The 13172-nt window shown below is 42.5% G+C and carries 7 protein-coding genes; 2 read left to right on the plus strand and 5 right to left on the minus strand.

What is annotated here, in order from left to right:
- The first annotated feature begins 62 nt into the window (after positions 1-62).
- Complete coding sequence (locus QE417_RS21815; RefSeq protein ID WP_311953736.1) at positions 63-1109, plus strand: alpha/beta hydrolase; 1047 nt, start codon at positions 63-65, stop codon at positions 1107-1109.
- A gap of 310 nt (positions 1110-1419) precedes the next feature.
- Positions 1420-3876 (plus strand): tetratricopeptide repeat-containing sensor histidine kinase, encoded by a 2457-nt coding sequence (locus QE417_RS21820; RefSeq protein ID WP_311953737.1) that lies wholly within the window; start codon positions 1420-1422, stop codon positions 3874-3876.
- A 115-nt stretch (positions 3877-3991) separates the two neighbouring features.
- Here the strand turns inward: QE417_RS21820 and QE417_RS21825 are convergent, their stop codons facing one another.
- The 5 genes from QE417_RS21825 to QE417_RS21845 form a co-directional block, all read right to left on the minus strand.
- Positions 3992-5494 (minus strand): GH1 family beta-glucosidase, encoded by a 1503-nt coding sequence (locus QE417_RS21825; protein ID WP_311953738.1) that lies wholly within the window; start codon positions 5492-5494, stop codon positions 3992-3994.
- Between the two features lie 96 nt (positions 5495-5590).
- Positions 5591-6757 carry an IPT/TIG domain-containing protein gene (locus QE417_RS21830; RefSeq protein ID WP_311953740.1) on the minus strand — a complete coding sequence of 389 codons (1167 nt, stop codon included), beginning with the start codon at positions 6755-6757 and terminating at the stop codon, positions 5591-5593.
- 18 nt (positions 6758-6775) lie between these two features.
- Complete coding sequence (locus QE417_RS21835; RefSeq protein ID WP_311953741.1) at positions 6776-8374, minus strand: RagB/SusD family nutrient uptake outer membrane protein; 1599 nt, start codon at positions 8372-8374, stop codon at positions 6776-6778.
- Between the two features lie 16 nt (positions 8375-8390).
- Positions 8391-11777 carry a TonB-dependent receptor gene (locus QE417_RS21840; protein ID WP_311953742.1) on the minus strand — a complete coding sequence of 1129 codons (3387 nt, stop codon included), beginning with the start codon at positions 11775-11777 and terminating at the stop codon, positions 8391-8393.
- A gap of 188 nt (positions 11778-11965) precedes the next feature.
- Positions 11966-13138 (minus strand): FecR family protein, encoded by a 1173-nt coding sequence (locus tag QE417_RS21845; RefSeq protein ID WP_311953745.1) that lies wholly within the window; start codon positions 13136-13138, stop codon positions 11966-11968.
- Positions 13139-13172: the final 34 nt, after the last annotated feature.

Here is a 13172-nt window from a genome sequence, read left to right on the forward strand (position 1 = left end):
GTTCCAAATTCGAGCTAAGCATGAGCCTTCAAATCGAGAGCAAAATAAAAAACAAAATCATCATGAAAACAGAACAAACTCTAAAAACAATGCTAATGGTGTTGGGCACACTTTTAGTATTTAACGGCGCTAATGCGCAACAGGTTGATGCAAACACCGACCAAAACATTGAGAAACAAACCCGTGCTTTTTTGAAAATCTTGAACTCTTCGGGAGGCAAACCACTTGAAACGTATTCTCCTAAAGATGCCAGAGCTGTACTCTCAGGTCTTCAGGCATCTGTTAAGGTAGATTTATCAGGTATTGCCATTACAGAGAAAAAGATACAGCAAGACGGTATGACCATCAGCCTGCATATTGTTAAGCCGGCGGGCGTTAAAAAAGTATTGCCTGTGTTTATGTATTTCCACGGCGGCGGGTGGATACTGGGCGATTTTCCAACACACCAGCGCCTGGTTAGAGACTTAGTTGTAAACTCGGGTGCAGCAGCTGTATTTGTTAATTACACACCATCGCCCGAGGCACAATTTCCGGTTGCCATTAACCAGGCTTATGCTGCTACCAAATGGGTTGCTGCTCATGGTACCGAGATTGGCGTAAATGGCAAAAAGCTTGCGGTAGCAGGTAACAGTGTTGGCGGTAATATGGCTGCGGTGGTTTCATTAATGGCCAAAGATAAAAATGGACCAGATATTAAACTGCAGGTGTTGTTTTGGCCGGTTACTGATGCCAATATGGAAACGGCTTCATATAATCAATATGCCGAAGGCAGGTTTTTAACTAAAGGATTAATGAACTGGTTTTGGAACAGCTATATCCCCGAGCCGGGCAAGCGCAATAATGTGTATGCATCGCCGCTGCAAGCACCTATTGAGCGCTTAAAAGGCTTGCCCAAAGCAATTGTTGAAGTTGCCGAAAATGATGTTTTGAGAGATGAAGGTGAAACTTACGCGCGTAAAATGAATGAAGCCGGAGTACCGGTAAGTTTAATGAGGTACCAGGGAATGATTCATGATTTTGGATTGTTAAATCCGCTTGCAAAAGTACCTGAGGTGCAGAGTGGAATTTTACAAGCAGCCGGTGAGCTTCATAAAGCATTGTTTAATTAAACGGTTATTACAGTTAATTACAATTCCTTTTGAAAGTATTATTATCATTTCGTAAAATAACGATATATCGTTATTTTACGAAATGATTTTGCTATATAAGTATTTGTGAATCAAAGTATTGATTTATGGTAAATTGTTTGATAGTTTTATAGTGCTCAAACAACTGAAACACATACCATTAACCATTAATGAAAATTGGACATCTCAAGCACTTATCATCAGTCATTTGTAAGGCAAAGAGTACTTTTAATTTATTATTTCACTGTGCATTCAGTTGCTCCTGTATACGCCTTAAAAAATCATGGTGCGTATGAAAGTTTGGATGTATTTACTGAGATTCTTACTTGTTTTAACTCCTTTCAGCCTTGCAAAGGCATCAGATGATACAGACTTAAAAAACGCACTACCCGATCTTTTACATCAATATCAAACAGCCGAAAGTGATATTGATAAAGCAAACAGCGCATTGCTAATAGCTAATTTTTATTTAAATAATAAAAGTTATAATCTGTTTTTAGATTCGTCCCTCCATTATACTCAAGTAGCCCAAAAACTAAGCCGTGGCATTAGCTATAATAAAGGCGTTGACGATGCCCTTGTATTGCAAGCCAAAATTTGGATCGAGAAAAAAAAAGTGCCTAAAATTACTGAGCTAACTAAAAACGCTACCGGATCACTCAAAGTAAGGCTTCACATTCTTTTGGGACTTTATTGGTTGGAAAAGCCGGGTTCGGACAAGGAGGATATGAACCAGGCTAATACTGAATTTAGCCTTGCCCGGAGTACTGCTCTTAAAGCAAGGATGCCCACACTTGCTACCTTAGCCGAAATTTACCAATTTAAATTATTAAAAGAGAACCAATGCGACTCAACCCTTTGCGCACAAAAATTTAATAGTGTTATTAACAGGTCCCTACGCCTTCGTAAGCCCGGACTGCTTGCAAAGGCATGGATAGAAAGGTCTAATCACTGCTATACTATACCTGATCGTGTAAATCTGCTTAAAACGGCTTTATCGTACTCAAAAGGTTTGCCTAACCAGGGAACTGCAATTTGGATAAAAAAGGAATTAGCTGATATGAACCTCCAGGAGGGTAAGCTCGATTCTGCAGAGCAGAAGTTATTGGAGGTTGTAAAATTATATAAGCTTGCCGGATATAAAAATTTGCAATTTACGTATGATCTGCTGATTGCCGTTTATAACAACAAGGGGCAGTATAAAAAGGCAATGTTTTACGGTATTGCTGCCGAAAAATGTGCGGAATTTACCGGTACAGATAAAGGCCTTGATCATTTTTACTACAATATATATCAAACTTGCGAATACTTAGGACAAAAGGCATTGGCCTCTGAATATTTAAAAAAAAGCATAGCTGAAACTGCTAAATCTCCAAACTATTTTCCGTATGGACTTTACCGGGGAGTTTTGTGGGAAAATATACGCAGCGGAAAGGCGAAAAGTGGCTTGGATGAACTTAAGAAGACTATAAAATTACACCCGCCTTTACCCAGCGATGAGTTATTTATTGCAACCCTTTTTAGTGATTGTTATGTTGCACTGAACAAACTTGATGTGGCTGAAAAATATCATGATCAGATAGCCGGGAAAGTTAAAAACTTAAGAAAGGATTATTCATACTATCAATGGTGCAGATGGGTGATCCCTTTTTACATGGCTCGTGGCAAATATTACAAAGCAAAGCCTTTTCTTGCCGAATTGCTGAATGCACCTCCAGGTATTAATCCACAGGGCGAAGTTGCAGTAGCACATTTTAATCAATTTAAAATTGATTCTGCTGAAGGCCGTTATCTTGATGCTATAAAACACAGTAATACCGGGCATAAAATACTCGATTCGATTTCTAATGCAGACAAGGTAAAACAGTCGGCCGAACTGCGCTTACAATATCAAACTGAGAAGAAAGAAAAAGAAAACCTGAAGCTCAGGAACAGAAATCATGTACAGCAAAGTGAAATTGAAAGAAGTTCTCTTGAAAAGAAATTAATTGGTACCGGCTTATTTGCGTCCTTTATAATCGTAGGGCTTATGTTGTACTTGTACAGGGCAAAACAGCATAGTAATAATGTGTTAAAAGTTCAGCAAAATGAAATTCAGTCACAAAACCGGCAATTAAACCAGTTGGTTGGCGAAAAGGAATGGCTGATCAAAGAAATACATCACCGTGTAAAAAACAATCTGCAAATAATTTCAAGTCTTTTAAATACTCAGTCGGCGTATCTTAATAATGAAGAGGCCAAAACCGCAATACGTGACAGCCAAAACCGTATGCAGGCTATTTCAATTGTTCATCAAAAGTTGTATCAATCAAATGACCTGGCAACCGTTGAGTTTAAGCTATACCTGGAAGAGCTTGTACAAAGTATTTGTGACTCATTTAGGTCAAAGCTAAATGTGAAATTTAAATTTGACGTAATTGAAGCCTATTTAAGTACAGCTGAATCGGTACCAATTGGTTTGATGCTTAACGAAGCTATAACCAACAGTATTAAATATGCATTTGCTCAAACCCAGTATCCCCAAATTACTGTTTCCTTAGCCCGAGCTGCTGATGGGATGTATATATTAACAATAAAGGATAACGGGCAAGGCCTGCCGGAAGATTTTGATATGTACAATTGTACGTCATTAGGTATTAATTTAATGGTGGGGCTTACCGAGCAGTTAGGAGGTACGTTCTCTATAAACAGCAACCATGGGACTATCATTACCATAGTTTTCCCTCCGTTTTTGCATGGTGCCGAGTAATGCACAATTAAGTAAAATAAAGCAACAGCAATACTCTTCAGTATTGCTGTTTAATAAGTTTAATGAACATATCAATGTAAGGGTTGCAAAATACCATAGGAAGCAGCACTATACATCAAACTAATTCGTTTTTTAAAGCAATGGTTTTAAAATATGCTGCACTTGCTTTGGGGATACGCTTTAGGTTTTTATAATTAAGGTAAAACAGCCCGAAACGGATTTCATATCCGCTGGCCCATTCAAAATTATCCATCATGCTCCAGTAGAAATAACCTTTAACAGGTACATTATCAGCCGTTGCTCTTTGGAGCTGGGTGAGGTAATTGCGCATAAAGGTTATCCGGTCGGTGTCATACACGTGTCCGTCTGCCGTGAGTTCATCAGAGCCGCTACAGCCATTCTCGGTAATGTATATTTCTTTTGCGTTCCATAAAATCTGTGCGTTTTTTGGGCCCCAGTATAAACATTCGGGGCCAAGCACCTGCCATTCTGAGGTACTACGGGGCTGTGATTTGGCAAAAGGAATAAACCGGTAACCTTCAGGATTATTGGCTGCCTCAACATATTGAGACGGCATATAAATATTTAGTCCAACAAAATCTAATGGGCTACTGATAATCTTTAGGTCTTCGCCTGTAAACTGCGGCGCGTTTGCACCAGCATTGCTCAAAAAACGGTCGGTATACCGCCCATCCATAATCACACTTAAATAACCGGCATTTTGCTCGCGCATAGCTAATTGAGAAGCCTTGATGTTTTCCGGGGTTTCAATGATCGGAACCGGCACATCCAGATTTTCTGCTATACCCACTTTAACACCCGAAGCTGTACGTGCCCTTATGGCCTGAACGGCCAGCCCATGTGCTAATACGGCGTTATGTCTCACCTGGTAGAGTGCTTTTTTATCCAGTTTTAAACCCGGTGCAAATTGTCCGTTACCATATCCCAATTCAACAAACGTTCTGATCTCGTTCATGGTAAAAAAATGTTTTACCCTGTCTCCCAGCTTATTTGCTACGTAACCTGCATATTCACCAAAAATATGTGCGGTTTCGCGCGATTGCCATCCATTATATTTATCGTGCAGCGCCTGCGGCAGATCCCAATGATACAAGGTAGCGAACGGTTGAATTCCATTAGCCAAAAGCTCATCCGTTAAGCGGTTGTAAAAATCAATACCTTTTAAATTTGGTGCCCCTTTGCCATCTGGAAAAATGCGCGGCCATGCTATAGAGAAACGAAACGACCGGGTGTTCATTTCTTTCATCAGCTTAATATCTTCCTTGTAACGATGATACATGTCACAGGCCACATCCCCATTCTCATTGTTTTTGATCTTGCCGGGTATGTGTGAAAAGGTATCCCAAATAGACTTTCCCCGTCCATCTTCGTTTACAGCCCCTTCCACCTGGTAAGATGCCGTAGCTGTGCCCCAAAGAAAACCTTTCGGAAATGATTTGTTGTTCACCCGGTTGTATATTTCCGGTGTGTTGGTATTAGTGGCAATATTGGTGTTTGATGTTAAAACAGGTACTGCTGAAATGCCCGCGATAGTAACTCCGGCCTTAATAAACTTGCGGCGATCTAAGTCCTGGTTCTTGGTTGGTTGTTTTGGCATATAATGCTAAAGTGGCGTTATAGTATATTTTATAGTGAGGTTTATATGGTAGTACTAAATGAAGTCGCTAACTAAATAGCGACTTCATTTCATTGGCTATATAAATCCAATATCATCAATGTAAATAGTTTCAGGTGCAGAAATTCCGCTCAATTCCTGGATGCGAAGTTGTTCCATGATCACCGGTCGTGTTCCGAAGCTTGTTAACGGAATGGTGAAATCTGTCCATTGTCCGGCTTTTAAGGTAACTACCACACCCTCGTTATCACTAATGGCTTGTTTGCCATCTTTATCGGGTCCCATCACCATTATACGCACCACGTTACCATCGCTTCCGGGGCCACCATAAATGGAGAGTTTAATGGCCGATTTGTCTGCAAGGCTTATAGTACCGCCAGCATTGCCTATTTGAAAACCGGCATAGCCGCCTAAATAAGTAACAGCAATGGAGTTACTGCCTCTTTTTACAGGTGATGTATTACTGAAATTTGGTTTATCGCCACCATTCCAGCCGCCAATCCACCAACCCTTGGCCAGTGCATCATCATAAATAAGGTACTTGAACCCAAAGGCAGTTTGTGATTTGGCTACACCGCCGGGTGTGGTTACATAAATGTAGGCCTGTACAACCCCAGCCGGTACTCTAACCTGAATTTGCGTAGGAGTAGGGGTGCCTACAATGGTAGCAGGGGTATTATCAAATGTAACTTTACTAACACCATTAAAATTAGTACCGGTTAAAGTGACAATATCACCGGCACTGCCTGCTAACGGGTCAAAGTTGGTAATAGTTGCGGTTGGCTGCTGTATTACAAAATCGAAATCGGTACGGCCTTTATTGGTTACAACGGTAAGTTTATTGGGTTGATTGCTGCCCCACGGGGTATTGATTGGTATGGTAATGATGATACTTTCGGAGGTAACCAGCGCCGGATTAAAGTAAGCCGGAACGCCATTGAACAGAACCTGTGAGGTTGATTTTAAATTAGATCCAAGGATTGCATAGAGGCCATTTAACTGCCCGCTGGTAACCGTAGAATCGAACGCCACTTTTTTAATTTTATCTGCTACCGAACTTGAATCAAGGTTGATGCGCGTGGTTACGTTTCTCAGCGTTGAGTCTTTGCTAACTGTTCTTACCCGGCTGATTACCGGCGTGCCCGAGTCCTCGTTTTTATCTTTTTTACACGAGGTAAATAAGGTAATCAGGCATAGCAGCATCGATATACCCCAAGTAATCTTTAAAATATTTTTACTTTTCATCTTGAATTTCTTTAGCTGTTATTTGAAAACATATGGAACCGGAGCTTGGTTAAGCTTTGCATTTTGCGCAACCTCGGTGGCCGGGTAAGGGAATACAAAATTTGCGTTGGTGGGTGTAAATTTTTGAGAGTAAGTAACCGGTGGTTTATCGGCACTGTAAATGCCACGTTCCTGGTTACTGATAGCTGCGATAGCCTTAGGATGCTGGTTTGTGAGAATACCGTTCCAGCCGTCCATGCGGTAAAGATCGAACCAGTAATCACCTTCAAAGGCAAACTCAACCCGGCGTTCGTGCAAAATAGAAGCCTGGGTAATGGCAGGTAAAGGGTTAAGGCCTGCGCGTGATCTTACCTTGTTAAACGGAATTAACGCGGCAGGGGCAGAAGTTGTGGCTCCACCGGCCAATACGGCTTCGGCCTCTATCAACAGTACATCTGCATAGCGCATTAAGTAAGTGTTGTTACCGGCCGAAAACTGTGCACCTAAGCCGCCATTGTCTGAAGGGGTTCCTACTACATATTTTTTAACCGCCGCGCGGGTGTCCTGTGCGTTTACATCACTCGGTACGGTGAAGCCTCCATTGGATTGGTTTAGCTCCGGGTATTTGGCACCCGCCAGCATAATTGTTGCATAAACACGCTGATCGCCGGGCTCGTAAGCCTGCTGTAGATCTATTGTAGGGCCAACAACGGCATAACCATCACCTGTGCCGGTAATAGTAGAGTTGTAAGCAAATGATGATTGCAATGAATTACCATGCCCATAAGATCCGCCGCCAAGCCACTGTATGGCAATAACCGATTCCTCGTTGTTGTTATTTGATGTTTTAAACAAGTCATTATATGTTTTGCCCTGAACATCAGCACCAAACAGTTTAAACTCACCACTATTAATAACCTTTTCGGCACAAGTGCGGGCATTGGCATAATCACCCAAATATAAGTAAACCTTTGCAAGCAATGCCGTAGCCGATCCGCTGGAAACATGCCCCTGGGCCTGCGAAGAGCCGCTGCGCACCATAGCTGTACAATTTGCTTCAGCAAATTTCAGATCGTTAACAATAAACTTGTAAACATCACTTACCGGGTTAGTATTGATCTGGAAATTGTCAACATAATCCAGGCTGTTTTCAATGATCGGTACGTTTCCCCATATCCTCACCAGGTGAAAATAAGCCAACGCACGCATCAGCCTCGCTTCGCCTAAGGCATTGTTTACTACTGCCGTTGGAACCGATGCCGGTACATTATTTTTCAGGTTATTGAGCAGTGCATTTGACTGGGCCACAACAGTAAACAGTGATTTCCAGCCGTCACTCAAAACCAGGTTATCACCGGTTACCGCAAATTTTCCAAAGTTGACCACATCACTTGAGTAGGTCCGGGCGTTACCGCCATATAGTTCGGTTATCGACCAACTGGCCTGGTTGTTCCAATGAAACCATGGCGCATTATACAGCGCATTGGTACTTGACTTCACCTGATCTGTATTTTGATAAAAATTATTGAGCGTAAGGGCACTCTCGGGCGGGCGGTTAAAAAACTCTTTTTTGCATCCGGCAAGCGTAAGGGCACTTAACAATATAAAAGCTGGTATATATTTAATATGTATTTTCATTTTGTTACCTCTGTTATTAAAATTCTGCATTTACACCAAAAGTGATGGTTCGTGGAATGGGGTATCTTCCAAGGTCAATATTGGTTTGAAAAACATTTTGGTTAGCAGATCCTATTTCAGGATCGTACCCTTTGTATGGGGTAAATGTGTAAAGGTTTTGTACGCTTGCATATACCCTTAACCGGCTCAGGCTTACACGGTTGATCAACTTAGCCGGTAAATTATATCCTAAGTTGATATTTTGTATCCTGAGGTATGATCCGCTTTCAATGTAACGGTCTGATATAACAAGGTTCGGGTTATCGGTACCTCCCTTTGGCGCCGGAATGTTTGAACCGGTGTTGGTTGGTGTCCAGAACCCGGCCACTGAAGCCAGTTGGTTTTGGTACAAGCTGGACATACCACCAATGGTACGGTTAAGCACATTTAAAATTTTTGCTCCGTATGAACCATTCAAAAATATCGATAGGTCGAATGCCTTAAAGCTGAAATTGTTGGTAAACCCATAAGTGAATTTTGGGTTCGGATTTCCCAGTGATGTTTGGTCATTCTGATCGATCTTGCCATCATTATTCAGATCCTGATACTGTATATCGCCCAGCCAGGTACCGCTTTGGGTAGGATTAATAGGGCGGCCAAACTGAACAGGGGCACCACGCAGTTGGGCATCGTTTTGGAAGATTCCGGCCACCTTATAGCCGTAAAATTCACCAATGGCGCTACCAACGGTGGTACGGGTTACAGGTAAATGCAGGAAACCGTTAACCACTTCGCCAATAAGCGGGCCGCTGTTATTGGCCAGTGATACTACCTTGTTGGCATAGTGAGAAAAGATGAGGGTTGAGTTCCATTTAAAATCTTCACCGCGTATGTTTTGCGTCCTGATCGTGAATTCAAAGCCCTTATTTTGCAAATTTCCACCATTAATGGTTGGCGGGTTAATACCCCCAAGATAGTTGGCATCGCCTATTAAATAAGCCGGCAAGGGTTGTTGAAACAAGAAGTTTTTCGAGGTTTTATTGTACCAGTCAAAAGTCAGGTCAATACGGTTACCAAACAAGCTTGCATCAATACCCAAGTCGGTTTGGATAGAGGTTTGCCAGGTAAGGTTGGGGTTAGGAATTTGGTTGAAGAAAAAGCCGGTGCCCAATCCTGTAGCTGAAGGAGTTAAGGATGAGCCGAACAAATACCCGCCTACATCCTGATTGCCTACCTGTCCGTATCCAACGCGTAGTTTTATATTATCGGCTACGGTTTTAAATTTTGCCATAAAAGGCTCATCCGAAACTCGCCATGATGCCGCGAAGGAAGGAAAGTAACCGGTATTATTTTCCGGTGTAAAGTTTGATGATTTATCGGCCCTTATGGTTGCCGTAATACTGTATTTGCCATTGTAAGTGTAGATACCACGAGCGTAAGCAGATTCAAGTACGCCACTGCCTTTAAACTCGTCATTTCTTGCTGTTGCTGCGTCGCCTAAGTTAAGGGTTTGCACATCGTTGCTGAAAAACTTTTGCCTGTAGGCAGACATACCCCGATAAGTATACTGCTGCACTTCGTGCCCTAACAGGGCGGTTACAGCATGTTTTGATTTAAAGGTATGCGAATACGTTAAGTACTCTTTCCAGTCCCAAAAGGTGTTTTGGGTAGTCAATTGATTTAATGATGCCGTGGTATTTACGTATTGTCCCCAGGCATAAGTTGGGTTAAACAGGCGGTTATCTGTAAAATTGAAATCGCCTCCCAGTTCTGACCTTAATGTTAGATCTTTTGACAAGCGGATATCAGCATACATATTGCCATTGATCTTATTGCGGATAAGATTATTAGTTATGCTTAAAGCCTGTGCAACCGGGTTAATGGCACCGCCTACCTGGTTAGCTGGTGGGCCTGCATACGAGCCGTCGGCGTTTAATACCGCTATGTCTGGCGCATTAAGTAGTGCATTATAAATTATGCCGTTATTGTCACTAAAAATAACGTTCTCGTTAGTACGGCTGCCAGATAAGGTCATACCTACATTCAGCCAGTTTTTTACCTGGCTGTTTACGTTCGAACGGAACGAATAGCGGTTAAAGCCCGATCCGATCACCATACCATCCTGTTTGAGGTAACCGCCCGACAGGTAATAGTTCGTACCTTCCTTGCCGCCCGAAATTGAAACCTGGTGGCTTTGCATTACGGCAGTGCGGAAAATTTCCCGCTGCCAATCCGTTCCCTTACCCAAAAGGCTTGGATCAGCAAATTCCGGACGCACGGCGCCATACAATTCGCCTAAGGCATTTTGCAGGTTGGCATATTGCTTCAGATCCATCATTTTAAGATACTTTGCAGGCTGCTGAAACCCCAGCCAACCATCATAGGTTACCTTAGACGCAGAGTTTTTACCCCGCTTGGTAGTAATGATAATAACGCCGTTAGATGCGCGGCTACCATAGATAGCGGCTGCTGATGCATCTTTTAATACATCCACAGATTCGATATCATTAGGATTGATGAGCGATAGCGGACTAACCGCAGTTTGATCATTATTAATGCTTTGTAATGGCGAAGTGCGGCTGGTACTGGCATTGGTTGCGTCACCTGAAACAGGTACACCATCTATCACATACAAGGGTTCGTTACTGCCACTTAAAGAGGTAATACCCCTGATGTGTACTGAGGTTGAACTCCCCGGTGCTCCGGAATTTTGAGTAATGGTAAGCCCTGCAGCTTTACCCTGCAGCATTTGGTCAATACTGGTTTGGGGCACATTTTGAATATCCCTGGCCGAAATGGATGAAACAGCGCCGTTTATATCTCCTCGCTTTTGCGTTCCATAACCAATCACCACCACGTTGTCAATTGATTTAACCGATTCCTGAAGTATAACATTGATCGTGGTTTGATTTTCTACCACAATTTCCTGGGTTACAAAACCAACGTAACTGTAACTTAGCGTTACGGTACCATTGGCAACCGCAATACTGTAATTACCGTTAGGGTCGGTAACGGTGCCGGCGGAAGCACCTTTAATTTTAACGGTTACGCCTGCAAGGGGCTGGCCTTTGTTGTCAAGTACCTTACCCTTCACGGTAATGGCTTGTACATCCGTTGTGGCAGATCCCGTGATCCGGCGGCGTAATACGACCGTCTTATTTTTAACAACATAGGTTAAGGGCTGTCCTTCAAAGCAAGAGGTTAAAACCTCCTCCAGCGTTGCGTTTTTAAAGGATAAATTTACCGGACGGGCACCTTTCAGCATCTCATCGGTATATAAAAACTGATATTTACTTTGGCGTTGTATTTCCTTAATCGCTTTTAACAAGGACGTATTCCCCTGATCTATGGTTAAGGTTTGCGCGTGTGTCGCGAAGGACAATTGAACAAAAAAAGTGATCAACAGTAAGAAGGTAATTCTCATAACCCGCAGTAATTTATGGGTGAAAGCAGTCGGCTTACACTCTGACAGAGCGTAAAAATTCATATATTTGAATAGTTTGGTTTGAATTGATTTATAATTGGCTCACAGTTATTTAAGTAAAAGCCAGACATTGACCGGGAGCGTTGCACCGCTTCCGGTTTTTACCCGAACTTTGATAGGAGTAAAGGTTAAGGCATAACTATAACGCTCCTTTCTTTTACTTTAAAATGAACCAGCCCGGTTGATTCCAGGGTGCTTAAAACCTCAGACAGGTCTTTTGAGCGTGGCACCGTACCCACGAACCCTTCATTCGTTATTTTGCCGTGATATTCAATGTCAACGTTGTACCAACGAGACAATTTCCTCATAATTCCCTCAATCTTTTCATGAGAGAAGTTGAAATTGCCGTTCTTCCATTCTATTGATTCCTCAGGATCGACCCGTACGATCTGAATTTTGCTGTTAACCCGTGCCTGATCTCCCGGAACCAGTATCTTGCGCTCTTCTCCTTTGGTAACCTGCACAGAGCCTTCAAGAAGGGTAGTGTTTGTGCTCGCTTCATCCTGGTAAGCCATCACATTAAAGTGGGTTCCTAATACTTTAATTTCCTGCTCGTTGGCATTGATGATAAACGGCTTCGCTTTATTTTTAGCCACTTCAAAGTAGCCTTCGCCTGTAAGTTCAACACGTCTGCTGTTACCCTCAAAGGTCACCGGGAAACGCAGCGAAGATGAAGCATTCAGCCAAACTTTGGTTCCATCGGGCAGGATGAGCTGATACTGTCCGCCTGCCGGTGTAGTGAGCGTATTGAAGGCAACATGATCATTTTTTTGGTTACCCAGTTCGCCATTATAAGTAAGCCTGCCTTTATCCATTTCAATAAAGGTTACGTTACCGTTGGTTGATATTTTACCGCTACTACTATTATTTAACGTTAATTTTTTACCATTCGCCAGGGTGAGTTCGGCCTTGTTGCTACCGGGTACTATAGTGGCTGATGGACGCTTTTGGGTAAGGGAGTTGTTTGGCTGACTAATTGGCCTTAAAAAGTAAAATCCAAGTGCAGCAATAAATAATATGCAAGCGGCAGCCCATCGCCACATAGGGTACCGCCTGGCAGGTAATTCCCGTACAACTCCCGATTCCATTACGTTGCTGAAGATCTGTTCCTTGTCAATTCCTTGCAGTTGTTCCTCAGGTTTGATATGCTCCCACATAGTTAGCATCGAATCATGCAACTCTTTATGGTTGCCATCCTGCTTCAAGGCCACCATCAGTTCCAGCAATTCTGTGCGCGTACATTTATTGTCGGCATATTGCTGCAATAAGTATTGCAATCTTGATTGTTGATCTGGTATCATATTAGAAAATGAATGAGGCTTGAAGGAAAGCTTT

It is taken from the genome of Mucilaginibacter terrae (assembly GCF_031951985.1).
In the GTDB taxonomy this organism is placed as follows: domain Bacteria; phylum Bacteroidota; class Bacteroidia; order Sphingobacteriales; family Sphingobacteriaceae; genus Mucilaginibacter; species Mucilaginibacter terrae_A.